The sequence below is a fragment of the Robertmurraya sp. DFI.2.37 genome (assembly GCF_029211245.1).
GTDB lineage: Bacteria > Bacillota > Bacilli > Bacillales > Cytobacillaceae > Robertmurraya > Robertmurraya methanolica_A.
Genome location: NZ_JARGEJ010000001.1, coordinates 119,512 through 145,559, shown reverse-complemented (window position 1 = coordinate 145,559; position 26,048 = coordinate 119,512). Strand labels below are relative to the sequence as shown.

Here is a 26,048-nt window from a genome sequence, read left to right as displayed (position 1 = left end):
AGGGGAATATGGATACAGTAAAAGCATTAGCAGCAAATCTTATAAAAAAACAAAAAGCAATAGAAGAGGGCGGAAGTGCGAAATATCACGAAAAATTAAAATCTCAAAAAAAGCTTTTCGTTCGAAAAAGGCTTGAAATACTTTTTGATGGTGGTCAGTACGAAGAAGATGGGAAATTTGCAAATTGTGAGGATGGAACGTTGCCTGCTGATGGTGTGATAACGGTCATCGGTAAAATTAATGGGCAGACAGTCTGCGCTATGGCTAACGACTCAACTGTAAAAGCAGGATCTTGGGGAGCGAAGACGGTAGAAAAAATCATTCGGATTCAAGAAGTTGCTGAGAAACTGAAAGTACCCTTACTCTATTTAGTGGATTCAGCAGGAGCCAGAATAACGGATCAATTGGAGATGTTTCCAAACAGAAGAGGTGCAGGGAGAATTTTCCACAATCAAATTAAACTTTCTGGAATGGTGCCACAGATCTGCCTTCTCTTTGGGCCATCTGCCGCTGGTGGCGCGTATATCCCTGCCTTTTGTGATGTGGTGATTATGGTTGACAAGAATGCTTCCATGTATTTAGGATCACCAAGGATGGCGGAAAAAGTAATTGGCGAGAAGGTATCATTAGAGGAAATGGGTGGAGCAAGAATGCACTGTACAGTAAGTGGCTGTGGTGACATTCTAGTTTTTGATGAGAAGGAGGCTATCGCGACGGCTAAAAAGTATTTAGCCTATTTTCCAGCCAATTATCAACAAAAACCGAAACGGGTAAAATCGTGTCCACCAAAAGAAGGAAAACAGCTTGAAGAGCTCATTCCTTTCAATCAAAATGCTTCCTTTAATATGTATGATTGTATTGATGCGATTGTGGATGATGGGAGTTTTTTCGAATTAAAAAAACTGTTTGCAGCTGAATTAATTACTGGATTTGCAAGGATTGATGGAAGAGCTGTCGGTGTTGTCGCCAATCAACCAAAGGTCAAGGGTGGTGTGCTGTTTGTCGATTCGGCAGATAAAGGGGCAAGGTTTATTCAGCTTTGCGATGCCTTTCATATTCCACTCCTATTTTTAGCGGATGTTCCTGGCTTTATGATCGGAACGAAGGTGGAAAGAGCTGGTATTATTCGCCACGGTGCAAAGTTAATAACAGCGATGAGTTCCGCTACTGTACCGAAAATTTCAGTCATTGTTAGAAAAGCCTATGGAGCAGGTCTTTATGCGATGGCAGGTCCAGCGTTTGAACCAGATTATTGTGTGGCATTGCCAACTGCTCAAATAGCTGTCATGGGCCCGGAGGCAGCGGTGAATGCTGTCTACTTAAATAAAATTAGCGAATTAGCTCAACCGCAGGAGAGGCAGGCTTTTATCGAAGAGAAACAACGGGAATATAAAGAAGAAATAAATATTTATAAACTAGCATCTGAAATGATTGTTGATGATATTGTTATTCCTTCACAGTTAAGAAAAACGCTCATTGGCAGATTAACCATTTATGAAACAAAAGATGTCGTTTTTAGTGATAAAAAACATCCGGTGTATCCTGTTTAATTTGCTATACATCTGAATAGAAGCCTTAGGGCTTTTCGGTAAAGTTCTATTTATGTTCGATGTTCGCGTTGCTTACCGCCGAGGACAAACTTTTTAATCGGACTGAAATAGCTTTTCTACTCTATTCAAGTGGTGTCTAAAATCATGGAAATACAAAAAAGTAAGGAGTGAAAAAAGTCTATTTTTCTCCCTTACTTTTTTTGATTACGTTTTATACCATGATGTTATAAAAAAACTCGCACTGTGGATATGCTCACACTTTTTCCAGTTATATATTTTTCGTGGAAATGCAACAAAATCTGAGAAAATAGCCCTTGTCTTTGGTAAAATAGAAATAAGTTTTAAATTGTTTTTAATGGGGCGATAGAATGAGAGTTGCCATTATTGGTGGAGGAGCGATAGGTTTATTATTTTCCTATTACTTAAAACAAGAGCATAATGTGATTCTTTATGTTCGGAGCCACTCGCAAAAAATGGAGATAGAAGCAAATGGAATTACGGTTAGAAATCAAGAAGGTTTATTTCATACATATGTTCAAGTAGAGCTAATTAGTGAATGGGAAGAAAATGTAGCTGATCTTGTTATAGTTTGTGTTAAGCAATATCAACTGGAATCTTTGCTTAAAGACATGAAATTGACACATGGAAAACCAAGCTTATTCATTCAGAACGGGATGGCCCATTTAAAAATAATTGACCGATTTAGATTAACTCCCGTTTATGTCGGCTCTGTGGAGCATGGAGCGTATCGAGAGAATGGACACGCTGTTGTTCATACGGGAATAGGGGAGACAAAAATAGCTTGTTATCAAGGGCATAACCAAAAGATAGTGAATGAATTAGTTCATACCTCACATCCTTCATTTCGATTTCGCTTTGTCGACGATTATAAAGATATGCTTCAAAAAAAACTTGTTGTTAATGCGCTTATTAATCCGCTTACAGCTCTTTTGAATGTCGAGAACGGTATGCTTATGAACAATCCCCATTATTATCAAACCTTTACTGATGTGTTTACAGAAGTTAGTAACATATTAGGGCTTGATGATGGACAGCTATATTTTGAACATGCACGGCAAATTTGTTTAAATACAGCTCATAATCACTCCTCCATGCTTAAGGATTTGGAAGCAGGGAGAGAAACGGAAATTGAGACGATTTTAGGTTATTTAATTGCTGAAGCAAGGCAGAGGAAAATGGAGGCTCCGCTTATAACAGCACTTTTTCATCTTATTAAAGGGAGACAATTGGAGAGAGGAGGAAAGTGAGATGTCAAATGTCTTTTCAAATGTTGTAGCTGCACTTGTTACGATTCCAATTTTAGGCTATATCATTATTTTTGTTATTTGTAAACAAGTGACGAAGCAGCATCGTCGCGCTGTTCAAATGGCATTGGATGGTAGCACGCTCTTATTTATCATTTCTGTACACTATTTAATTATGAATATATGGAATAAATCATTTCTCTGGTTGATCCTCATTCTCATCCTTTTAATTGGGGTGGCTGTAGTTCTGCTCCATTGGAAAATTAAACAAGAAATTGATTACCAAAAAGTATTCAGGGGCTTTTGGCGTTTTAATTTCCTTGTTTTCTTCTCCGCATATATGATTTTATTAATTATTGGGATCGTACGCAGCATTTCGCATGCGGTTTCGTAAGCAACGTCTAGGAATGAGATTGTCTGAGAAAATTGTTTAGGCTCTGCTACTTTCCTAGGCTATTTATTGTCTTATAGACGGTTGTCGGTTTTGATATTGAGAAAGCACTGTTGGTTTTCCTTTATCTCATTCGAAGTCCTTCCAGTTTGTACGGTGCTGAACAAGCTGCCTCCACTTTTCATTGTCCAGTTCCGGTCGTTAGCCCCTAGCGAGACTTCCTTCACCTCCGTACGATAAGGAAATCACGAATCACTAGCGTTCATCGGATTTCCTATTTCTCCTGCGGTTCAGTCCAGTCCGTACGGTGCTGAACAAACGACCTCCACTTTTCATTGTCCAGTTCCGGCGGCTAGCACCTATCAAACTTCAGGCCTTCTCCTTACGATAAGTCAAACTCAATTCGCTAGAGCTCATTTGTTTTCCTTTATCTCATTCGAAGTCCTTCCAGTTTGTACGGTGCTGAACAAGCCGCCTCCACTTTTCTATTGTCCAGTTCCGGTCGTTAGCCCCTAGCGAGACTTCCTTCACCTCCGTACGATAAGGAAATCACGAATCACTAGCGTTCATCGGATTTCCTATTTCTCCTGCGGTTCAGTCCAGTCCGTACGGTGCTGAACAAACGACCTCCACTTTTCATTGTCCAGTTCCGGCGGCTAGCACCTATCAAACTTCAGGCCTTCTCCTTACGATAAGTCAAACTCAATTCGCTAGAGCTCATTGGTTTTCCTTTATCTCATTCGAAGTCCTTCCAGTTTGTACGGTGCTGAACAAGCCGCCTCCACTTTTCTTATAGGCAAAGTTTTTTTCTTTGTGAGTATTCAGTGATATACTCATACGTAGTAAATTGTTGCTTAGAAAGGAAGTACATAAATGGAGATGATGAATCTCAATCTCCCAGCTACGAATAGGTTTGCTACGGCATACTACAATGGGACTGACGAGGTACAGAATTTTTTTCATTATCAATATCAAAATTCTTTTCATTACCAAAAAAGGTTGGAGGAATTATCTGAGCGCTCGTTTATGAGGGAGGAACTGGCTGCTCATATTGAGTTTTTTATGAAACCATTTCCGAGCTCGGAAAGAGTATTTGAATCCATTGCTAAACTGAAGAAAAAAGATAGTGTTGTTGTAATAGGAGGACAGCAGGCTGGAATTCTAACAGGTCCCTTATATTCTATACATAAAGTGATTTCAATTATTGCGTTTGCCAAACAAAAAGAAAAAGAACTAGGAGTACCTGTTGTTCCTCTTTTTTGGATTGCTGGTGAAGATCATGATTACGCTGAAGTAAACCATGTATATCTGGAAAATCGAAATCAATTGGAAAAATGGGTCTATCCAAACAAAGTATTAGATAAAAGAATGGTTACAGACTGTGTACTAAATAAAGAGGTTTGTCAATCCTGGATTGAAGACGTGATTGAAACTTTTGGAGAGACAGAGCATACGAACCAGTTACTTGAGTTCTCGAAAAAAGCTGTTGAGTGCTCAGAAACCTTTGTTGATTTCTTTGCTTACATTGTGATGGAATTATTTAAAGAGCAAGGGCTCTTACTTGTCGATTCAGGAAATAGGCAATTACGACAGTTGGAGAAAAAAGCGTTTGCTGAACAAATTAATCATGCTGCTAATATTACAGCCTCTGTTGAAAATCAACAAGCAAAGCTTGCTGAATATGGATTTGCAAGAACGATTGAGCTATCATCAGAAGCTGCAAATTTATTTTATTATGATGAAGAGCATTTTGAACGGGTTCTTCTGGAATTTAACAAAGAAACGAAAACCTTTTTTGGCAAGGATGGGAACATTTCCTTTTCGCAGGAGGAATTACTCGCCATCGCGAATGAACAACCTGAAAAATTGAGCAATAATGTGGTGACAAGACCAATTATGCAGGAGGTTTTGTTTCCTACACTGGCATTTATTGCCGGACCGGGGGAAATATCCTATTGGGCAGAGTTGAAGAATGCATTTGAAATCTTTAACATGAAAATGCCTCCAATTATTCCAAGGATTACTATTACATTTTTAGAGCGAGAAATAGAATCAAGCATAGCGGACTGGGGCCTGAATTTACAAGAAGTTTTACGGGCTGGAGTTTCAGAAGAGAAGGAAAGATTTTTAACCTCAGTTAAGGACACATCCTTTGCCGAATTATTTTCTGAAGCGAAAGAGCAGTTGATGAAAAGTTACACAAAAATAAGAAAGCAATCAGAGAAGGATTACAAAGGGCTTATCCCTTTACTACAGAAAAATGAATCCATTCTATTGCAACAAATTGCTTTTATGGAAGGGAAAATCGAAGAAGCGCTGCTTATTAAGCATGATGTTGCACTAAAACAGCTTGACTGTATCGATTATTCAATCAGGCCATTCGGCGGGCCGCAGGAACGAGTTTGGAATATATATTATTTTTTAAATAAATACGGACTAGACTTTGTTGAACGTTTATTAAAGCTTCCCTTCGATTTTGACGGTACCCATAAAGTTGTAAAGATATAGAAAGTTCCTTAAAACAGAGTGTAGATAAACTCAGAAATTTTCGAGTTTATCTACACTTTTTCTTTTGAAAAAGAGTTATGTAACTTTTAAGTGAATGGCTGGTAAAAATGCTTCGAAAGAGCCATCTAGTACAACCTTCCTATTTTTGATAAATGCGGAAGGATTTTTTTATTTGAAGAAGAATTATTTTAAAAATAAGGTGGAGGAAAGTGGGGGATTGTGGTACATTTAGGATAGAGAGTGGGGGTAGTGGGTATGTTTATGGGTGAATACCATCATAATGTTGATACGAAGGGTCGTCTCATCGTACCTGCAAAGTTTCGTGAGCATCTAGGCGAAACATTTGTTTTGACACGAGGCTTAGATCAATGTTTATTTGGATACCCGCTATCTGAATGGTCCCTAATTGAGGAAAAACTAAAAGGGTTGCCATTAACGAAAAAAGATGCCCGTGCTTTTACTCGCTTTTTCTTTTCAGGTGCCACCGAATGTGAACTTGATAAACAAGGGAGAATCAATATTTCTTCCCCTTTGATGCAATACGCAAAACTAGATAAAGAATGTGTTGTGTTAGGTGTTTCCAATCGAATTGAGATATGGAGTAAAGATCTTTGGGAAGACTATTTTTCAGAGTCAGAAGAATCTTTTGCAGAGATTGCAGAAAATATGATTGGATTTGATATTTAAAATCAATTAAAAATATCAACTTCCAAGTCTTACGATTGGAAAGGTGGACAAGCATGTTTGAACATACAACAGTGTTATTACATGAAACGGTTGATGGATTAAATATTAAGCCAGATGGTGTATATGTTGATTGTACGATGGGAGGGGCAGGGCACAGTTCGCTAATCCTCTCAAAGCTTTCGCCGAAAGGAAAACTCTATGCTTTTGATCAAGATGATACGGCGATAGCGAATGCTAAAGAAAAGCTCGCTCAATATGGTGAGCAAATTGTGATGATTAAGAGCAATTTTCTTCATTTGCAAGAAGAGCTTGCAAAAAGAGGAGTTACTCAAGTAGATGGAATTTTATACGATTTGGGAGTATCATCCCCACAGTTAGATACACCAGAAAGAGGTTTCAGTTACCACCACGATGCTCCACTTGATATGAGAATGGATCAAGAAGCGTCAATATCAGCATACGATGTTGTGAATGATTGGAGCTTTAATGATTTGCTAAAAATCTTTCATCGCTATGGTGAGGAGAAGTTTTCAAAGCAAATTGCTCGAAAAATTGAAGCCGCTAGAGAAATAAAGGCTATTGAAACGACAGGCGAATTAGTGGAAATTATTAAGGATGCAATCCCTGCACCGGCAAGACGTAAAGGGGGACATCCTGCTAAAAGGATATTTCAAGCTATACGAATTGCTGTTAATGATGAACTAGGTGTATTTGAAAAATCGCTTCAGCAAGCGATTGAAATATTAGCTCCTGGTGGAAGGATAAGTGTCATTACTTTTCATTCGTTAGAGGATCGGATCTGTAAGGTGACTTTCAAGAAAGCAAGTGAAATACCAGATTTGCCACCGGGACTTCCGATTATACCTGATGAATACAAGCCGGTTCTTAAACTCATTACGAGAAAGCCGATTTTACCTTCCGATGAGGAGTTGGAAGAAAATAATCGCGCCAGATCAGCAAAACTTAGAATAGCTGAAAAGCTGTAATCTAGAAAAATCCAAGGAGGGAAAGGAATGGGGAATTTAGCAAGGAAGCTGCAACAAGAACAACAACAGAAACAGGTGCAAGCGCCGAAAATTGTCAAGAAAAATAGATTGGGTTTCTCTCCTGGTGAGAAAATATTAGCGTTAATATTTTGTGTAGCCCTTTGCTTCGGCGCTGTGAAAATCATTTCAAACCAAGCAGCGATATATGAAATAAATAAGGATATTCAAGAAACTTCTTCTATCATTCAATCGCAACAAAAAGTGAATGCTGATCTTGCGATGCAGGTAGAAGAATTAAGTACATACGAAAGAATTTGGGCGAAAGCTAAAGAGCTAGGCTTAAAACTTAATGAAAATAACGTTAAGGTTGTGCAAGGACAATGATTAGGAAACAGCCCAATATGAATGTAGGAGCAGCCATTTTATTTATTTTATTTTGTCTGCTCTTTTTTGTCTTATTATTTCGCTTTGTATCTATTCAAGTAACAGGGGAAGCAGCGGGACAACCGTTAGCTGCGAAGGCGCAGCAAATATACAATAAAAATGGGGTATTAGAGGCAAAAAGAGGGACGATTTATGATCGCAATGGAGAAGTGATCGCAGAAGATACTTCTTCTTACACGTTGATTGCAATTTTGGATGAAAAGATGAAGCCTAACTATGTTTCAGATAAGGAAAAGACTGCGCGAGAGCTTGCAAAATATCTTGATTTATCAGAGTCAGAGATTTTGAGAGTTTTGTCAAAGAAAGAGAAATTTCAAGTGGAATTTGGTCTTGCAGGAAAGGATATTTCTTTGCAGACAAAACAAGAGATTGAGGAGTTAAAATTGCCGGGAATTACATTTATTAGGGAATCAAAACGATTCTATCCAAATGGTGTATTTTCCTCCCATTTAATTGGCTTTGTCGAAACAAAAGAAGGGGAATCGACTCCAGTAGGACAATTAGGGCTTGAAAAATCCCTAAATGACATCTTAACGGGTGAGAATGGTTCTGTGCAATACGCAAGTGATCTTTGGGGCTACATTCTGCCGAATAGTGAACAAAAGATTACACCTGCTAAAGATGGAAAAGATGTTTATTTAACATTAGATAAGAAGATCCAAACGTTTTTAGAGGATGCATTAAATCAAGCAGATGAGCAGTATAAACCGACGAAAATGGTGGCCATTGTCGCTGATCCAAAAACGGGAGATATTTTGGCGATGGGGCAAAGACCGACATTCCATCCGAAAACGCGAGAGGGAATTGAGAAAACATGGTTGAATGAGGCTGTTGAAGTTTCGTATGAACCAGGGTCCACAATGAAAATATTTACTCTCGCAGCGGCACTTGAAGAACAGGTGTTAAATTTGAACGACTATTACGAATCAGGTTCTTATAAGCCAACAAAGGATGATTTAATTCGAGATCATAATAAAGTTGGCTGGGGATCGATCACTTATTTGGAAGGATTTCAACGTTCATCGAATGTGGCGATTGCAAAAATTGTCCAGGAAAAGCTTGGATTTGATAAGTATCGTCAATATTTAACGAAGTTTGGCTTTGAAGATCCAACAGGAATTGAGCTCCCAAATGAAACCGGGGGAAAGATTGTTTATAACTATCCGTCTGAAAAAGTAACGACTGGATACGGTCAAGGAACGGCAATCACACCTTTGCAGCAGATACAGGCGGCGACAGCGATCGCGGGGGACGGGAGTATGTTAAAGCCACAAATCATTAATAAGGTCGTGGATCCGACTACGAGTAAAACCATTCAAAAAACAGAACCAGAAGTAGTGGGTAAACCAATTTCTGAAGGAACTGCTAAAAAAGTGCGTGAAGTAATGGAAACTGTTATCACGTCACCGAAAGGAACTGGCTATGAGCGATATAATATTGACGGCTATGAAATTGCAGGGAAAACAGGAACGGCAAATTTAACGCATCAAGGTGCATATATTCATGGGGATAATGATTATGTCTTTTCATTTATGGGGATGGCACCGGCGGATGATCCAGAGCTGATCGTATATGTCATGGTTCAGCAACCAAAAGTAGCTAACTCTTCTGAAGGATATAAACCTGTGTCATTAATCTTTAAGCAGGTAATGAAAAATAGTTTGCAATATTTAAGTATTCAGCCTAGTGAGCAACAATCCTCAAAAACGATCGAAATTCCTGATGTGATCGGTAAAAGCGTTGAAAATGGCGTTAGTGCTTTGCAAGATCTTGGGGTTAATGCGATTGTTTTAGGAAATGGTACGGAGATTGTTAATCAACTCCCGGCAAAAGAACAGCCGCTCTTGGAAGGGGAAAAGGTAGTTATTCAAACGGACGGCGAAATTACCCTTCCTGACTTACATGGCTGGTCATTGAGAGATGTAATGAAGGTAGCGAATCTCGCGAAGCTGCAATTGAACATAACTGGAAACGGTTATGTAAGTCAGCAGAATGTAGCGGCAGGAACGAGATTAAAAGAGGGGGATTATTTAGTTGTTCATTTGCAAAGTCCTGATACGAAAGAACAGATGAACGGGGAAGATGAAGAAAAAGAGGCAGAAATCCCAAAAGGCGGCTAAGAAGAACGCTTAAAAATAAAAAACAGCCTTGTTGATTGTGGCTTTTGAACTTATTTTGGTCCTTTTTCGATAAAACGGCGGTGAAAGCTTATTTTCTCCTAGTGTTTCATTGAAGAAGCTTCATCTCCAACGGGTGACATACCTTGGTTTCTCACGAATGACCCGAAAATGAACCGTTTAAACAACAGTGCCAAAAAGAAAGCAGAACGTACCAACATATGGTGCGTTCTATTTATATTTGTACAAGCATATATTTGAACGAGCCAAACATAAGGGAGGTTCGTTCGAATATGCGGGTTTCGAATGTAACAGTTAGAAAAAGGTTAACCATTGCATTGCTCATAGGATTCCTTATTTTTTTCATTATTGATGTCAGACTGGGGTACGTTCAATTTTTTCTTGGAGATTGGTTAACGGATGGAGCCGAAAATTTATGGAGCCGTGAAATTCCATTCGAGCCAGAGCGAGGAGAAATCGTTGACAGAAACGGTGTCGCATTAGCGACCAATATGAGTGCGCCAACAGTTTATGTCTTTCCAAGACAGGTAAAGGATCCTGCTGTTGCCGCTGAGAAATTAGCGGCAGTATTGAATGGCTCGAAGGAAAAGATATACAAACAAATAACCGAGAAAGAATTAATTGTGAGGGTATCTGAAGGGCGCAAGATTTCAAACGAAAAGGCTGCAGAAGTTCGAAATCTTGAACTTTCAGGTGTTTATGTTGGAGAAGATTCGAAAAGATATTATCCTTTTGGTGAGTATCTATCCCATGTATTAGGGTTTACAGGGATAGATAATCAAGGATTAATGGGACTTGAATTATACTATGATGAGCAATTAAAAGGGAAGAAAGGCTCAGTTCAATTTTATGCAGATGCTAAGCATAACCGCATGAATGATAAGGCAGATGAATATCAAGCCCCTGTAGACGGCCTTGATCTGAAATTAACAATCGATTCAAAAGTGCAGACGATAATTGAAAGAGAGCTTGACATAGCGGAGGCGACATACAAGCCAGATGGGGCCATTGCTATTGCAATGGACCCGAATACTGGTGAAGTGCTAGGAATGTCGAGTCGTCCTAGCTTTAACCCGACCCATTTTCAAGAAGTTGCTCCCGAGGTTTATAATCGAAATTTACCAGTCTGGAGTACGTATGAACCTGGTTCGACCTTTAAGATCATTACTTTGGCAGCTGCCCTTGAGGAAGGGAAGGTTGACTTAGAGAAGGATCATTTCCATGACTCTGGTTCGGTGAAGGTAGATGGGGCAACGCTGCACTGTTGGAAAAGAGGAGGACATGGAAGTCAATCCTTTCTAGAGGTTGTGCAAAATTCCTGTAACCCTGGTTTTGTAGAATTGGGACAAAGATTAGGAAAAGAAACGCTGTTTAAGTATATTAAAGATTTTGGCTTTGGAGAAAAAACCGGAATAGATCTACAAGGAGAAGGGAAAGGGATTCTTTTTAATTTAGATCGTGTAGGTCCTGTTGAACTGGCAACAACTGCCTTTGGGCAAGGGGTGTCGGTTACCCCGATCCAACAAGTAACCGCCCTTTCCGCTGCGATAAATGGGGGCACACTATATACTCCTTATATCGCAAAAGAATTAGTCGATCCAGTTAGTGGTGAAGTGGTTATGAAAACCTCTCCGACTGCAAAAAGAAAAGTAATTTCAGAAGAAACGTCAAAAGAAATTCGTCATGCTCTTGAAACGGTTGTTGCACAGGGGACAGGTGGAAAAGCATTTGTGGAAGGATATCGGGTTGGAGGAAAAACCGGTACAGCTCAGAAGGTTAAGAACGGACGTTATATGGAAAACAACCACATCGTCTCATTTATTGGCTTTGCTCCCGCCGATGATCCGCAGCTAGTCGTTTATGTCGCTGTTGATAATCCGAAGGGGACGATTCAATTTGGTGGTACAGTAGCTGCACCTATTGTTGGAAACATTATGGGAGACAGCTTGAGGGCTTTAGGAGTAAAGCCGAGAAAAGAGCAAATTGAAAAGGTAAGAAAAGGTTGGGATGACCCTGTCATGATCGAGGTTCCAGATATGGTTGGGATGACAAAAACAGAGATTAGAGAAATTTTCGTGAATTTTAAAATAGATGCAAGCGGTCAAGGAAGTACGGTTGTCAAACAAACTCCTCAAGGTGGCATAAAGTTGAAGGAAGGTTCAACGATTAGGCTCTATTTTGATGATCCAGAAACAACAGATGAGAAAAAGGAATAGTGAGCGCGGGAGGCTGAAAGAAATTCGCCTCTCTTTTTTTCGTACCAACCTAAATCTTTGTTTTTTAATAAAGAAAAACAATATCCTGAGAAAAAATAGCGAAATGTGTGGTTTTCATGTAAAATAAAATACGCGAGTTTTTGAAAGAGCTCTCGAAGGAATCCAGCAAAAAAGCGTACACGGCCAAGACTAGCAAAGAACTTACCCATAAAAGCAAGGTGTTCGTACTTTCTAAGAGAGGATATGATTAAATTGAAATTACATACTTTACTGAGCCACCTTCATTTTATTAAATTGGATAACATCAATAATCTAGAAATTGAATCAATAGAAAATGATAATCGTAAAGTCGTAAAAGGAAGTTTATTTATTTGTATAAAAGGATATACGGTTGATGGTCATGATTTTGCTGAAGCGGCCGTTCAGCAAGGGGCAGTTGCTGTCATTTCTGAAAAGCCACTGTCATTATCAGTTCCGGTTATTGTTGTTGAAAGTACAAAACGTGCGATGGCTGTATTATCTGATGCATTTTATGGTCAACCTAGTCATAAACTTCATATGATAGGAATTACTGGAACAAATGGAAAAACAACGACGAGTCATTTGATCGAAAAAATTCTTTCTGATGCTAACCAGCAAACTGGATTGATCGGAACGATGTATACGAAAATTGGTGCAAAACAACTGGAAACGAAAAATACAACACCTGAAAGCTTGACGTTGCAAAAGACTTTTAAACAAATGGTAGACGCCGGAGTACAATCGACCGTAATGGAGGTTTCATCCCATGCTTTAGTCGAAGGGCGGGTGCATGGAACCGATTTTAATGTTGCTGTTTTTACTAATTTGACTCAGGATCATTTAGATTACCATCAAACAATGGATGAATATAAGAGGGCGAAGAGCTTATTATTCTCTCAATTAGGCAATACATATCATTTGCATAAACCTAAGTTTGCAGTCTTAAATGTCGATGATGAAGCTAGCGACATGTTTATTGAGTGTACAAGTGCTCATGTGCTTACTTATGGAATTGACAAGGAGGCCAATCTTCGAGCTACACATATAAAAATTACTGCTCAAGGGACGGTGTTTCAACTAGTTAGTCCATTTGGCACTCACCAAGTTAAAATGAATTTAATTGGGAAATTTAGTGTTTACAATGCTCTTGCTAGTATTGCTGCTGCACTTTGTTCGGGAGTGTCCATCGAGAATGCAATTGCGTCGATTGCAGGAATAAAAGGTGTGGCAGGTCGCTTTGAATTAGTCGATCAAGGTCAGGATTTTACAGTGATTGTCGACTATGCTCATACACCTGACAGCTTAGAAAATGTCTTGAAAACAATTAAAGAGTTCGCACAAAATAAGATTTCTGTCGTTGTAGGCTGTGGCGGAGATAGGGATCGAACGAAACGTCCGATGATGGCGAAAGTTGCCTGTGAATATTGTGAACGTCCGATTTTTACTTCCGATAATCCACGCAGCGAAGATCCTGAGCAGATTTTGAAGGATATGGAAGCGGGGGTTGTCGGAAAAAGCTACGAAGTGTTAAGCGATCGGAAAGAGGCGATCTATTATGCGATCAAAACAGCAGAATCAGGTGATGTAATTTTAATTGCCGGCAAAGGTCATGAAACATATCAATTAGTTGGTGACAATGTTTTTGATTTCGATGATCGAGAAGTAGCAAAAGAAGCGATTGCTCGACTTAAGAAAGATTAGAACTACTTCCTAGAAGGATCCTACGTCTATGAACGATTAAGATACTTCATTCAATGAGGCAAAGGAGAGATAGGATGTTCTTAACCTATGAAGACTTATCTACGATTTTTTCAGATATAACGGGAACAAAAGAATTTGATTTGGATTATCAAACGGTTTCGCTAAAAGCCGATTTACATCAACCAAAAGGGCTTTACATTCCTGTAGATTCAGCTTCTTGTGATCTTCAACAAGCGATTGCTAATGGTGCTGTCGGCGTTGTTTGGGAAAAAGGAAAGGCAATACCTAAATATACGCCAAATCATTTTCCCGTATTCTACACAGACGATCCTGCTAGGGCGGCAATGGAAGTTTTTTTCACCTATCGAGCTAAGATAAGTGGAAAGAAAATGGCAAAAAAGGACAAAACAAAATTCCTTTTTTTAGATGAAAAACTTCTGAAAGAATTTTATGAGACATATGATAATGCAGTAATAGAAGCAAAATTTAACAAACTGATAGAGCAGTTTCGAGAGGAGAAGGAATAGAACATGCTCGAGCAAGTGATATTTTTTACCATATTATTAGGATTTTTGATTTCAGTCATTCTTTCTCCTATATTTATTCCTTTCTTAAGAAGGTTGAAATTTGGACAAAGCATTCGGGAAGAGGGGCCGAAATCCCATCAAAAGAAATCAGGGACACCGACGATGGGTGGACTTGTCATTTTGTTATCAATTGTCGCAACAACATTTATTATGATCGGGAAATATGCTCAGCCTACCATTCATACGTACTTACTTATTTTTGTGACATTTGGATTTGGCTTATTAGGTTTTCTAGATGATTTTATTAAAGTGGCGTTAAAAAGAAACCTTGGCCTTACATCTTTGCAAAAATTAATTGGGCAAATCATTGTTTCTGTTATTTTCTTTTTAATTTTACAGCACTATGATTTTTCGACAGTCATTTCGATTCCTCTCACCGATTTTTCGATTGATTTAGGTTGGGGATATGTACTTTTTATTATTTTTTGGCTAGTTGGTTTTTCTAATGCAGTCAATCTAACTGATGGTTTAGATGGTTTAGTATCTGGCACGTCCGCGATTGCTTTCGGAGCGTTTGCAGTATTAGCCTGGAATATTTCACAATTGGAAATCGCTGTTTTCTCGGTCGCTGTTGTTGGGGCAGTGCTTGGTTTTCTTGTTTTTAATGCCCATCCTGCGAAAGTCTTTATGGGAGACACTGGTTCACTAGCGCTGGGCGGAGCAATTGCTGCTGTGGCGATTTTATTAAAGCTAGAAATTTTATTAATTATTATTGGTGGCGTATTTGTAATTGAAACGTTGTCAGTTATCCTGCAGGTGATTTCTTTTAAGACAACGGGGCGAAGAATTTTTCGCATGAGTCCTCTTCATCATCATTATGAACTTGTCGGCTGGTCTGAGTGGCGTGTCGTCGTTACATTTTGGACAGTTGGATTACTCTTGGCTGTTCTTGGAATCTATATTGAGGTGTGGATGTAATTGAAACAGATAAAAAAATACTATCATAAGAAAATATTAGTACTAGGACTAGCCAAAAGCGGGGTGAGTGCAGCCTCGCTTTTACATAGATTGGGGGCATTCGTAACGGTCAATGATATGAAGCCTTTATCTGAAAATCCAGCAGCGCAAGGGTTGCTTGAGCAAGGAATCACGGTCATTTGCGGGGATCATCCTGTTGAATTATTGGATGAAGGTTTTGAGTTGATTGTTAAAAACCCAGGAATTCCATATCACAATCCAATGGTCGAAAGAGCACTTGAGAAAGGGATTCCAATCATTACTGAAGTGGAGCTAGCTTATCAAATTTCCGAAGCACCATTTGTTGCGATTACAGGTACGAATGGAAAAACAACCACCACCACTCTTGTCCATGAAATGCTATCTAAAGGTGGCAAAGCGCCTCTCGTTGCTGGAAATATTGGTACAGTGGCATCGGATGTTGCCCAGATGGCAACGGAGGATAATATCGTTGTGATTGAGCTATCTTCATTTCAGCTAATGGGTATCGACCAGTTTAACCCATTGATTGCGATTATCACAAATCTCTATGAAGCCCATATAGATTATCACGGCAATTTAAATGAATACTGGAAAGCAAAGGAAAATATTACTAGAAATCAGACGGAAGCGGAATATTTAATTGTCAATGTTGACCAAGAACAGGTAGTGGAAATAGCGAAACGCTCAAAGGCGCGATTGATTCCATTTTCCACTAAAAAAATAGTCGATAATGGCGCTTATGTGAAAGACGGATCGATATGGTTCATTGCTGAAAAAATTATCGATATCAAAGACATTGTTTTACCTGGTGAACATAATCTCGAAAACATTTTATCTTCGGTGGCTGCAGCAAAACTTTCTGGAGTGGCAAATGAAGCTATTTTTCAAGTCTTAAATTCCTTCAATGGGGTTAAGCATCGCCTTCAATTTATAGCAGAAAAGGAAGGTCGTAAGTTCTATAATGATTCAAAGGCCACGAATATTTTAGCAACAAGCAAAGCGTTAGCTGCATTCCGAGAACCGGTCGTCTTGCTTGCAGGCGGATTAGATAGGGGAAATGAATTCGATGAGTTACATCCGCATCTCGAACAGGTAAAAGCGCTTGTAACCTTTGGAGAAACGGCAGGAAAAATTGAAAGAGTAGCACGTGAGGCGGGAATAAAATCGATCATCCGTGTCGATAATGTAGAAAAAGCCGTACCCGCTGCTTTTAAGTTGTCGAGCCCAGGAGATGTGGTACTACTCTCACCTGCGTGTGCTAGCTGGGACCAATATAAAACTTTTGAGGTTAGGGGAGACATTTTTATCGAAGCGGTGCATAAGCTTAAATAAGGGCTAGTCCAACTTCGCATGTTTGGCATAAGGCAACTCGGCCCTTAAACTTGCATTCGAGGTGTATAAATTGCCGACAAAAAGATCTACTCCTGACTTTATTTTGTTAATCGTGACATTTGCATTGCTCGCTTTAGGATTAATTATGGTTTATAGTGCCAGCGCCGTTTGGGCTGATTATAAATTTGATGATTCCTTTTTCTTTGCTAAAAGACAAATGCTTTTTGCTGGAGTAGGAATTTTCGCGATGTTCTTTATCATGAATGTTGATTACTGGACATGGAGAAAATTTGCAAAAGTCCTATTGATCGTCTGTTTTGTTCTTCTAATCCTTGTTCTGATTCCGGGTATAGGAAATGTCAGAAATGGGTCAAGAAGTTGGATCGGGGTAGGGGCGTTCTCCGTTCAACCATCTGAATTTATGAAGCTAGCGATGATTGCTTTTTTAGCGAAGTATTTATCCGAAAATCAAAAGCATATTACGTCATTAAAAAAAGGTCTCTTTCCATCGTTAGGATTAGTATTTCTTGCTTTTGGCATGATTATGCTTCAGCCCGATTTAGGAACGGGAACGGTAATGGTAGGAACTTGCATCGTCATGATCTTTATCGCCGGGGCAAGAATCAGCCATTTTGTTGGTTTAGGTGTTCTTGGTCTCTTAGGCTTTGTAGGGCTGATTATCTCAGCCCCTTATCGAATTCAACGAATTACGTCATTTTTAGACCCTTGGTCAGATCCGCAAAATAGTGGGTTCCAGATTATTCAATCATTGTATGCAATTGGTCCAGGCGGATTGTTCGGACTAGGATTAGGTCAAAGTAGACAAAAATTCTTTTATTTGCCTGAGCCGCAAACGGATTTTATTTTTGCGATATTAGCCGAGGAATTAGGCTTTATTGGCGGTTCTTTCGTCCTTTTACTGTTTGCGCTTCTATTGTGGAGAGGAATTCGGATCGCATTAGGAGCACCAGATTTGTTTGGAAGTTTTTTAGCGGTTGGTATTATTGCGATGATTGCCATTCAAGTGATGATTAATATAGGTGTAGTGACTGGGCTTATGCCAGTAACTGGTATAACCTTGCCATTTCTCAGCTATGGCGGTTCTTCTTTAACATTGATGTTAGTTGCGATTGGCGTCCTTTTAAATATTAGCCGTCATTCACGCTATTAATGAAAAAGTAAAAATGGCAAAGCATTTATTCACATAAAATGAGAAATTGTTCTTAGCCCTGAATATCAGGGCTTCTTTCTGTTTTACTATTACTTTAGAAAAACGAAAGATCGTGTATGTTTCAGCTCTTCAGAAACTAATTGTAGCAATGTTGTGAAAATACCGTTTTAATTGGCTACGATTAGATATTTAGCGGTCATTTTAGTAAAATATAGGTGAACTTCTTTTATGACAAAAACATTAAAAATTAATAACATTATCATGTTGTTATCTCAGGATTCTTGATAATATAGTAAAATGGGAAAAGCGCATGATCGCTAAACAATTTACTTTAAAGAAGTTCAAATAGAACGTTATTTTATCAGTCGCTGTTTTTACCGTTTTTTAAGATATTTATGAGGTGAAGAAATGAAAATTGTTGTAAGTGGCGGAGGTACCGGTGGTCATATTTATCCGGCGCTTGCCTTAATTCGTGAAATACAAAAAGAAAATAAAGATGCCGAGTTTTTGTATATTGGTACAGAACAAGGGTTGGAAGGTAAGCTCGTGCCAAGAGAGAATATTCCTTTTAAATCAATACATATTTCTGGATTCAAACGAAAGTTGTCAGTTGATAATATTAAAACAGTTTATCGTTTTATAAAAGGGGTAGCGGATAGCAAAAAGATGCTCAAGGAATTTAAAGCAGATGTCGTAATTGGAACTGGTGGCTATGTTTGCGGTCCTGTTGTCTACGCTGCAGCAAAGCTTGGAATTCCAACAATTATTCACGAACAGAATAGTGTGCCAGGCTTGACTAATAAATTTTTAAGTCGCTATGTTAACAAAGTAGCGATCTGCTTTGAAGAGGCTAAAAGTTTCTTTCCGAGTGAGAAAGTCGTCTTTACTGGCAATCCCCGCGCTTCTGAAGTATTGGAACAGGATGGGGTAAAAGGGCGTTTATCAGTTGGTTTAAAGCTTGACGAACCGGCTGTATTGATTTTTGGTGGGAGCCGTGGAGCCAGACCTATTAATGAGGCGGTCGTAAAATCGCTTTCAGAATTTGGCAATAAACCGTATCAAATTTTATATATAACTGGAGACGTTCATTTTAATGATGTGCTTAAAGAGGTGGAGCTTGTTGGAAATCCTACGAATGTCATCATTAAACCGTTTGTGCACAATATGCCAGAGGTATTAGCAGGGATTGATCTGACTGTGTCTCGAGCAGGAGCAACAACTTTAGCAGAATTAACATCACTTGGTATCCCGAGTATCCTTATTCCGAGTCCATACGTTACAAATAATCACCAAGAAAAAAATGCCTTGGCATTAAGTGAGCATGGAGCAGCCAAATTACTCGTCGAGAAAGAGCTAACGAGTAAAAAGCTTGTTGAGGAAATTGATCTGGTTTTGCTGGATCAGGAACAGTTAGCAATCATGAAAAAATCAGCAAAAGAACTCGGCGTGCAAGATGCAGCTACACGGCTTTATTCAGTTATGAAAGAATTGACGCGCTATGGAACTTAATGATCTTTTAAGCAAATCGATAAGGTCTTCATATAATGAAATAACCCAGCAACGAAAGGGAGGTCAAGATGATCGAACTGTGTACAAAACTAAAAGAAATTAATGTGGGGAAGGTAAAAGAAAATGAGCCATTAGCAAATCATACTACGCTAAAGATTGGTGGCCCGGCAGATTGTTTTGTTGAACCTTCGTCTATAGAAAATTTACAAAAAACGATGGAGGTCATCCGTGATCATCAAGTAAATTGGAGAGCAATTGGAAGAGGTTCAAATCTCCTTGTTTCCGATCAGGGAATTGAAGGTGTTGTCATTAAGTTAGGAACGGGAATCAATGACCTTCAGCTTGATGGGACTCAAATTACGGTTGGTGGAGGTTATTCTCTTGTCGCATTAGCAACTCAGATCAGCAGAAAAGGACTGTCAGGTCTTGAGTTTGCCAGTGGAATTCCGGGTTCAGTAGGCGGTGCGGTATACATGAACGCTGGTGCCCATGGCTCAGATATATCGAAAATACTTGATAAAGCACTTGTTCTCTTTGAGGATGGACAATTAGAATGGCTTACGAATGAGGAAATGGAGTTTTCATATCGTACCTCTGTTCTTCAAAAAAAACGTCCAGGTATTGTGATAAAAGCAATTTTTCAATTAGCTGAAGGAGACAGGGAAAAAATAGCGGCAGAAATGAAGAAAAATAAAGAATATCGTAAAGTAACACAACCATGGGACTCACCTTGTGCTGGTAGTATCTTCAGAAACCCCTTGCCAAACTATGCGGGGAAATTAATTGAAGAAGCTGGCTTAAAAGGCTATTCCATTGGTGGAGCAAAAATCTCAGAAATGCATGGGAATTTCATCGTTAATAGCGGTGGAGCAAAGGCGGAGGATGTTCTCTCTCTTATTCAATATGTGAAAGATAAGATTTTCGAAAGTTATCAAATCATGATGGAAACAGAGGTAGAAATTGTAGGACGAAAATAGTCCTTTTTCCCCCTTTTGCTACCAAAATTTATAGTATAATATAACACTATATAGAACGCTATACATGTATTAAAGTAGGAAAAACGGCATGTGTTATCGTGCCGTTGTTTTCTCTTTATATCAGTAATATTTGTTTTGGCTTGGGTATTAAATACTAGAACTGGACAAGCCTTTCTATTAGCAAATGGAAAAGTAAAATTGAGGTGAATAGATTGGAAAAGGGGAAGATCGTTTCACTAGAAGATCGCGTTCCTAAGCTTAAACAACAAAGGCGGAGAAAGGCAAATAAACGCCTTATTTTTCTCTTGTTTCTGTTTTTTTTGCTGATAAGTTGTGTAGTTTATTTCCAATCACCGTTAAGTCATGTGAACAAAATTATGATAAATGGTAACGAGGTTTATCAAGAAGATGAAATTATCGCTGTGAGTGAATTGACTAAAAATACGAACGTCTGGAAAATTAATAAAAACGAGATAGAGCAAAAGCTGGAAGAACTTACTGAGATAAAATCGGCAAAAATAGAAGTGGAGTTTCCAAATAATATTGCTATCGAAATTAAAGAATGGAAACGGATTGCTTATATTATGAAAGAGGGTCTTTTTTTACCCATTTTAGAAAATGGTGATATTCTCGAAGAACGGACTGATGTAATCCCCGTTAATTCTCCCGTCCTGCAATTTTTCTCAGAGGGAAATGTAATGGAGGCTATGATCGAAGAATTAAATCAAATCCCGGCTGAGGTGCTTAATTCCATTTCAGAAATTCATCATGATCCGAAGGATACGGATCAATATCATATTAGATTATTCATGAATGATGGATTTGAAGTTAGTGCATCGATAAGGAGTTTCTCAGAAAAAATGGCCCATTACCCATCTATTGTTAGCCAGTTAGATCCAACAATCAAAGGTGTAATTGATTTAGAAGTCGGATCATTTTTTAGAGCGTATGAATGGGAAGGGGCTGAAGAAGAGAATGAAGCTGAAAGTGAAGGGTAAACATGTCATTCTCTCATTAGTCAGTCTTGTCTTAGGTTTTATAATGGCATTTTCATATCATTTAACCGATAAAAATGATACTGATATGACAATGACGAATAGTCAATGGGAGCGGGATATTGAACTGCGTAATCAATTGATTGAACAAGAAGAAAAAAATCGCGAATTGCAGCAGGAACTAATTGAAAAGCAGGAAAAGGTACTCGAGATCGAGGAATTGTTGGCGCAAGAGGAACAAGTTTTTTTCAATCTTGCGGAAGACGCTGAAAAATATAGAATGTTTCTCGGCAAGGTCCGTGTAAAAGGGGAAGGGGTAACGGTCACATTAGCTGACGGACAATATAACCCGAATGATGATAATATTAACAATTATCTTGTTCATGAGCATCATGTCTTTAACGTTGTCAATGAATTATATGTTTCAGGTGCAACGGCTGTAGCAATAAACGGACAAAGACTTACTCACAACTCTTATATTGTTTGCAACGGTCCTGTTATAGAGGTTGATGGGAATCCTCACCCAGCTCCGTTTGTGATCACTGCAATTGGAGAACCTGAGGTTTTATCGTCGGCATTAAATATAACGGGAGGGGTTAAGGATCGCCTTGTCAGTGAAAACGTTGAATTCAAGTTAGAGGTTAATCAGGAGATTATACTAGAACCGATCCTTGGTTCGTAATAAAATAGGAAATGTTGTCCACATAAATAGAAAGTTGGGTGATTCGGTGGGCAAAAATAAAATGATTAGTTTTACGGTGATTACAATCATTATTGGATTCATGCTTGCTATTCAATTCCAATCGGTTAAAAAACCAGTTGTCAGAGACACCCGTGACACGTGGGAATTGAGGGAAGACTTACAGAAAGAAATGGAATTGCAGTCCAGGCTTATAAAAGAAATTCGCTCAAACGAAGAAAAACTTGCTAACTATGAGACGGAAAGAACACAAGGGCAGGAACAAACTTTGCGAAGTACGTTGGAGGAGTTAAAAGAAGAAGCCGGTTTAACAGATGTCTCCGGACCTGGTGTGAAAATTGAACTTGATCTGATCGACAATGCCCTAATTTTCGATCAAGGGCAGCAAGTGCTCTCGCCAGAATTATTAAGGCGTTTATTAAATGAGATTAATATGTATGGAGCTAAGCATGTTTCAATTGGTGGGCAGCGAGTCATTAATACGACTGTAATCAGGGAAATTGCAGGGGAAACGAAAATTAATGGGCGCTCGCTTAGGAATTACCCGGTGGAGATTTTGGTGATAACGGAAGATATGAAGACGGCTAGAAATTTATATAATCGTATGCTTGCTTCCAACGCGTCAGAGGAATTCTTTATTGACAATTTGAAGATGACAGTATTGGAGCCTCAATTAAAAATTACGATCCCAGCGTATGAAGACCCGATCAGAATTAGAAATATTGAGCCGGTTAAATCTGATAAAGGAGGCAATTAAAGATGTGGCTTCCAGTATTAGGACTTATTATTGGGATTGCTCTAGGGTTATTGAGCAACTTTAGCATACCTGATGAATATTCCAATTACTTATCGATAGCTGTCCTAGCGGCTTTAGATACATTGTTTGGTGGGATAAGAGCTCATTTGCAAAATATTTACGATGAGAAGGTTTTTGTCTCCGGTTTTTTCTTTAATATAGCCTTGGCTGCAAGTTTAGCTTTTCTAGGTGTTCATCTTGGTGTAGACTTGTACTTAGCAGCAGTTTTTGCATTTGGTGTAAGGCTATTTCAAAACATCGCTGTCATAAGAAGAATATTAATTACAAAATGGTCATCGAAATGACATCACAAGAAAATTAGAAAAAATTCAATTAATTAAAAGGGAAAATATTAATTTTGCCGAATAATTTTATAGATAAGCTGTTTTTTTAACCAAAATATCTTCTGACTGAAGAATTCAAAATTAGCCTATCCGTAAAATAGAGTCTGTTTCTTTCTTTTGTTGCTAGTAACAGGTTGCTTACTAAATAATTGAAAGAAATATAGATAGACATTATCTTGTTGTTCAAGAAATTTGAATTGCGCTTAAGAGGAGGTGCCAGTGAGAATGAACAGCAACGACATATATGTAAGTCTTGACATCGGTACATCCAGTGTAAAAGTAATCATTGGTGAAATGGTCAATGACGCTTTGAATATTATTGGAGTTGGTAACGTAAAGTCCGAAGGCTTGAGAAAAGGTTCTATTGTTGATATAGATGAGACGGTTCATTCTATTAAAAGGGCGGTAGAGCAAGCCGAAAGAATGATTGGTATGGAAATTCGTCAAGTGATTGTTGGGGTTACAGGCAATCATGTTCTTCTTCAACCTTGTCATGGCGTAGTCGCTGTTTCAAGCGAAAATAGAGAGATCTCGAATGAAGACGTGGCAAGAGTGCTCGACGCTGCACAGGTTGTCTCTATTCCACCTGAACGGGAAATCATTGACGTCATTCCAAGGCAATTTATTGTCGATGGACTTGACGAAATTACTGATCCAAGAGGGATGATAGGTGTTCGTTTAGAAATGGAAGGAACCATTATTACTGGTTCAAAAACGATCTTACATAATACATTACGATGTGTAGAGAGGGCAGGTTTGGAAATTTTAGATATCACTCTACAACCATTGGCAGCAGGGGCTTTTGCTTTATCAAAAGATGAAAAAAATCTTGGAGTTGCCCTTGTTGATATCGGTGGAGGATCGACAACAATTGCTGTTTTTGAGAACGGCAATTTAAAGGCAACTGGAGTGATACCAGTTGGTGGAGATCATATAACAAAAGATATATCGATTGGCCTTCGCACTTCTACTGAAGATGCGGAAAAAATCAAAATAAAGCATGGACATGCTTATTATGATCACGCTTCTGAAGAAGATGTTTTTAGCGTACCGATCATCGGAAGTGATCAACATCAACAATTTAATCAGCTTGAGATTGCTGATATTATAGAAGCAAGAATGGAGGAAATTTTCGACCTCATCCAAGCAGAAATAAGGCGCTTAGGTATCCATGATTTACCTGGAGGCTATGTTCTCACAGGAGGAGTAGCAAACACTCAAGGCATTCTCGAATTAGCTCAAGTTATTTTTCAAAATCGAGTTCGTATTGCTATTCCTGATTATATTGGAGTTCGGGAACCACTTTATACAACTGCAGTTGGACTTATTAAATTTGCTTATAAGAATGCAAAGGTTCAAGGAAGAAGTTTAAATAGTCAAACGACCGTAATGGAACCAAAGGAAAAACGAGCGCAAAAACAGGCACAGACAAAAGCAAAACCGGAAAAACAATCTGAAGAAAAAATCACATCAAGAGTAAAGAAATTCCTTGGTTACTTTTTTGAATAGCTGGAGTATTCTTTCAGCTAAAACGATAACTTCAAGTAAGTTAGAAATTACTTGTTGAAGGCGGGATAAATAGTGCTATCAGGAATATCGACGAATTAGGAGGATTTGTCATGTTGGAATTTGATACTAATTTAGATTCATTAGCGACGATAAAAGTAATCGGCGTCGGTGGCGGCGGGAACAATGCGGTAAACCGAATGATTGAACACGGGGTTCAAGGTGTTGAATTTATTGCTGTTAATACAGACGCTCAAGCTTTAAATCTATCAAAAGCAGAAGTAAAAATGCAAATTGGCGGAAAATTAACGAGAGGACTCGGTGCCGGGGCAAATCCTGAAGTTGGTAAAAAAGCGGCAGAAGAAAGTAAAGAACAACTTGAGGAAGTTTTAAGCGGTGCTGATATGGTCTTCGTAACTGCCGGTATGGGTGGCGGAACTGGGACGGGAGCTGCACCGGTTATTGCCCAGATCGCACGTGAGCTAGGGGCTTTAACGGTAGGGGTTGTAACACGTCCTTTTACTTTCGAGGGAAGAAAACGTTCAAATCAAGCCGCAGGTGGAATTCAAGCAATGAAAGAAGCTGTTGATACTCTAATCGTCATTCCGAATGATAGACTGTTGGAAATTGTCGATAAGAGTACTCCAATGCTGGAAGCTTTCAGAGAAGCTGATAATGTATTGCGTCAAGGGGTGCAAGGCATCTCTGACTTAATTGCTACACCAGGATTGATTAATTTGGATTTTGCAGATGTTAAGACGATTATGTCAAATAAAGGTTCTGCTTTGATGGGGATTGGCGTTGCTAGCGGTGAAAATCGAGCTACTGAAGCAGCGAAAAAGGCAATCTCTTCACCATTACTTGAAAAATCAATTGATGGAGCACAGGGTGTGCTAATGAATATTACAGGTGGAACAAACTTAAGCCTGTATGAGGTACAAGAGGCTGCTGATATTGTCGCAACAGCTTCTGATCAAGAAGTGAATATGATTTTTGGTTCTGTTATTAATGAGGACTTAAAGGATGAAATAGTTGTGACCGTGATTGCAACTGGCTTTAATGAAGAGGTTGCGCAAGCAAAAGCGTTTCGTCCAACATTAAACCAAGCGAAGTCAACTTCTTCTTTTGAAAAGCCTCGGAGAGAGGTTAGAAGAGAAGAGGAAGTTCCAGAACAAACTAGAACGACAACACAACAAGAGGATGCTCTAGACATCCCGACATTTTTAAGAAATCGCAATCGGAGAAGGTAAATCGAAAAGATCAAAAAAAGCATGATCCAAAGGGA

22 protein-coding genes are annotated in these 26,048 nt (G+C 38.9%); all 22 read left to right on the top strand.

Annotated elements, in window-relative coordinates; translation table 11 throughout:
* Positions 1-8 precede the first annotated feature (8 nt).
* Complete coding sequence (locus PZE06_RS00705; protein ID WP_150913297.1) at positions 9-1,550, top strand: acyl-CoA carboxylase subunit beta; 1,542 nt, start codon at positions 9-11, stop codon at positions 1,548-1,550.
* A 368-nt stretch (positions 1,551-1,918) separates the two neighbouring features.
* On the top strand, positions 1,919-2,818 hold the full coding sequence (locus tag PZE06_RS00700; RefSeq protein ID WP_150913299.1) for a 2-dehydropantoate 2-reductase: 900 nt from the start codon (positions 1,919-1,921) through the stop codon (positions 2,816-2,818).
* 1 nt (position 2,819) lies between these two features.
* Positions 2,820-3,209, top strand: coding sequence for a DUF3397 domain-containing protein (locus tag PZE06_RS00695; protein ID WP_150913301.1), 390 nt, complete (start codon positions 2,820-2,822; stop codon positions 3,207-3,209).
* A gap of 870 nt (positions 3,210-4,079) precedes the next feature.
* On the top strand, positions 4,080-5,714 hold the full coding sequence (bshC, locus tag PZE06_RS00690; RefSeq protein ID WP_150913303.1) for a bacillithiol biosynthesis cysteine-adding enzyme BshC: 1,635 nt from the start codon (positions 4,080-4,082) through the stop codon (positions 5,712-5,714).
* A 255-nt stretch (positions 5,715-5,969) separates the two neighbouring features.
* The gene (mraZ, locus tag PZE06_RS00685) at positions 5,970-6,401 is read left to right on the top strand and encodes a division/cell wall cluster transcriptional repressor MraZ (RefSeq protein ID WP_150913305.1); all 432 of its coding nucleotides are present in this window, start codon (positions 5,970-5,972) and stop codon (positions 6,399-6,401) included.
* 53 nt (positions 6,402-6,454) lie between these two features.
* Complete coding sequence (rsmH, locus tag PZE06_RS00680; RefSeq protein ID WP_150913307.1) at positions 6,455-7,387, top strand: 16S rRNA (cytosine(1402)-N(4))-methyltransferase RsmH; 933 nt, start codon at positions 6,455-6,457, stop codon at positions 7,385-7,387.
* A gap of 27 nt (positions 7,388-7,414) precedes the next feature.
* A complete protein-coding gene (gene ftsL, locus PZE06_RS00675; RefSeq protein WP_150913309.1) occupies positions 7,415-7,771 on the top strand; it encodes a cell division protein FtsL in 357 nt (118 codons plus the stop codon).
* Positions 7,768-9,951 (top strand): penicillin-binding protein, encoded by a 2,184-nt coding sequence (locus PZE06_RS00670; protein WP_150913311.1) that lies wholly within the window; start codon positions 7,768-7,770, stop codon positions 9,949-9,951. The genes ftsL and PZE06_RS00670 overlap by 4 nt, the downstream gene beginning before the upstream one ends.
* 290 nt (positions 9,952-10,241) lie before the next feature.
* Positions 10,242-12,185, top strand: coding sequence for a stage V sporulation protein D (locus tag PZE06_RS00665; RefSeq protein WP_150913313.1), 1,944 nt, complete (start codon positions 10,242-10,244; stop codon positions 12,183-12,185).
* A gap of 252 nt (positions 12,186-12,437) precedes the next feature.
* Positions 12,438-13,907 carry a UDP-N-acetylmuramoyl-L-alanyl-D-glutamate--2,6-diaminopimelate ligase gene (locus tag PZE06_RS00660; protein WP_191963108.1) on the top strand — a complete coding sequence of 490 codons (1,470 nt, stop codon included), beginning with the start codon at positions 12,438-12,440 and terminating at the stop codon, positions 13,905-13,907.
* A 74-nt stretch (positions 13,908-13,981) separates the two neighbouring features.
* On the top strand, positions 13,982-14,434 hold the full coding sequence (locus PZE06_RS00655; protein ID WP_150913317.1) for a hypothetical protein: 453 nt from the start codon (positions 13,982-13,984) through the stop codon (positions 14,432-14,434).
* Between the two features lie 3 nt (positions 14,435-14,437).
* Positions 14,438-15,412, top strand: coding sequence for a phospho-N-acetylmuramoyl-pentapeptide-transferase (gene mraY / locus PZE06_RS00650; protein ID WP_150913319.1), 975 nt, complete (start codon positions 14,438-14,440; stop codon positions 15,410-15,412).
* On the top strand, positions 15,413-16,765 hold the full coding sequence (murD, locus tag PZE06_RS00645; RefSeq protein ID WP_150913321.1) for a UDP-N-acetylmuramoyl-L-alanine--D-glutamate ligase: 1,353 nt from the start codon (positions 15,413-15,415) through the stop codon (positions 16,763-16,765). It abuts the gene before it with no gap.
* A 70-nt stretch (positions 16,766-16,835) separates the two neighbouring features.
* A complete protein-coding gene (gene spoVE / locus PZE06_RS00640; RefSeq protein WP_150913323.1) occupies positions 16,836-17,936 on the top strand; it encodes a stage V sporulation protein E in 1,101 nt (366 codons plus the stop codon).
* 408 nt (positions 17,937-18,344) lie between these two features.
* A complete protein-coding gene (gene murG / locus PZE06_RS00635) occupies positions 18,345-19,445 on the top strand; it encodes an undecaprenyldiphospho-muramoylpentapeptide beta-N-acetylglucosaminyltransferase (protein WP_150913325.1) in 1,101 nt (366 codons plus the stop codon).
* Positions 19,446-19,513: 68 nt separating this feature from the next.
* Entirely contained in the window at positions 19,514-20,422 is a 909-nt protein-coding gene (murB, locus tag PZE06_RS00630; protein ID WP_150913327.1) for a UDP-N-acetylmuramate dehydrogenase, read from the top strand.
* 203 nt (positions 20,423-20,625) lie between these two features.
* Positions 20,626-21,420 (top strand): cell division protein FtsQ/DivIB, encoded by a 795-nt coding sequence (locus PZE06_RS00625; RefSeq protein ID WP_309145441.1) that lies wholly within the window; start codon positions 20,626-20,628, stop codon positions 21,418-21,420.
* Positions 21,398-22,099 (top strand): DUF881 domain-containing protein, encoded by a 702-nt coding sequence (locus PZE06_RS00620; protein WP_150913331.1) that lies wholly within the window; start codon positions 21,398-21,400, stop codon positions 22,097-22,099. Before PZE06_RS00625 ends, PZE06_RS00620 begins: the two co-directional genes overlap by 23 nt.
* A gap of 46 nt (positions 22,100-22,145) precedes the next feature.
* Complete coding sequence (locus PZE06_RS00615; RefSeq protein ID WP_150913333.1) at positions 22,146-22,874, top strand: DUF881 domain-containing protein; 729 nt, start codon at positions 22,146-22,148, stop codon at positions 22,872-22,874.
* A 2-nt stretch (positions 22,875-22,876) separates the two neighbouring features.
* The gene (locus tag PZE06_RS00610; RefSeq protein WP_095313063.1) at positions 22,877-23,218 is read left to right on the top strand and encodes a small basic family protein; all 342 of its coding nucleotides are present in this window, start codon (positions 22,877-22,879) and stop codon (positions 23,216-23,218) included.
* A 264-nt stretch (positions 23,219-23,482) separates the two neighbouring features.
* Positions 23,483-24,766, top strand: coding sequence for a cell division protein FtsA (ftsA, locus tag PZE06_RS00605; protein ID WP_150913554.1), 1,284 nt, complete (start codon positions 23,483-23,485; stop codon positions 24,764-24,766).
* A 110-nt stretch (positions 24,767-24,876) separates the two neighbouring features.
* Complete coding sequence (gene ftsZ / locus PZE06_RS00600; protein WP_150913335.1) at positions 24,877-26,013, top strand: cell division protein FtsZ; 1,137 nt, start codon at positions 24,877-24,879, stop codon at positions 26,011-26,013.
* Positions 26,014-26,048 lie beyond the last annotated feature (35 nt).

Bases quoted from the DNA above. Each gene is read 5' to 3' on its own strand.
- ftsA (WP_150913554.1), top strand. From the start codon at position 23,483: ATGAACAGCAACGACATATATGTAAGTCTTGACATCGGTACATCCAGT.
- PZE06_RS00705 (WP_150913297.1), top strand. From the start codon at position 9: ATGGATACAGTAAAAGCATTAGCAGCAAATCTTATAAAAAAACAAAAA.
- PZE06_RS00665 (WP_150913313.1), top strand. From the start codon at position 10,242: ATGCGGGTTTCGAATGTAACAGTTAGAAAAAGGTTAACCATTGCATTG.
- murB (WP_150913327.1), top strand. From the start codon at position 19,514: ATGATCGAACTGTGTACAAAACTAAAAGAAATTAATGTGGGGAAGGTA.
- PZE06_RS00655 (WP_150913317.1), top strand. From the start codon at position 13,982: ATGTTCTTAACCTATGAAGACTTATCTACGATTTTTTCAGATATAACG.
- ftsL (WP_150913309.1), top strand. From the start codon at position 7,415: ATGGGGAATTTAGCAAGGAAGCTGCAACAAGAACAACAACAGAAACAG.
- PZE06_RS00670 (WP_150913311.1), top strand. From the start codon at position 7,768: ATGATTAGGAAACAGCCCAATATGAATGTAGGAGCAGCCATTTTATTT.
- murG (WP_150913325.1), top strand. From the start codon at position 18,345: ATGAAAATTGTTGTAAGTGGCGGAGGTACCGGTGGTCATATTTATCCG.
- rsmH (WP_150913307.1), top strand. From the start codon at position 6,455: ATGTTTGAACATACAACAGTGTTATTACATGAAACGGTTGATGGATTA.
- PZE06_RS00695 (WP_150913301.1), top strand. From the start codon at position 2,820: ATGTCAAATGTCTTTTCAAATGTTGTAGCTGCACTTGTTACGATTCCA.
- PZE06_RS00700 (WP_150913299.1), top strand. From the start codon at position 1,919: ATGAGAGTTGCCATTATTGGTGGAGGAGCGATAGGTTTATTATTTTCC.
- ftsZ (WP_150913335.1), top strand. From the start codon at position 24,877: ATGTTGGAATTTGATACTAATTTAGATTCATTAGCGACGATAAAAGTA.
- bshC (WP_150913303.1), top strand. From the start codon at position 4,080: ATGGAGATGATGAATCTCAATCTCCCAGCTACGAATAGGTTTGCTACG.
- mraZ (WP_150913305.1), top strand. From the start codon at position 5,970: ATGTTTATGGGTGAATACCATCATAATGTTGATACGAAGGGTCGTCTC.
- PZE06_RS00610 (WP_095313063.1), top strand. From the start codon at position 22,877: ATGTGGCTTCCAGTATTAGGACTTATTATTGGGATTGCTCTAGGGTTA.
- mraY (WP_150913319.1), top strand. From the start codon at position 14,438: ATGCTCGAGCAAGTGATATTTTTTACCATATTATTAGGATTTTTGATT.
- PZE06_RS00620 (WP_150913331.1), top strand. From the start codon at position 21,398: ATGAAGCTGAAAGTGAAGGGTAAACATGTCATTCTCTCATTAGTCAGT.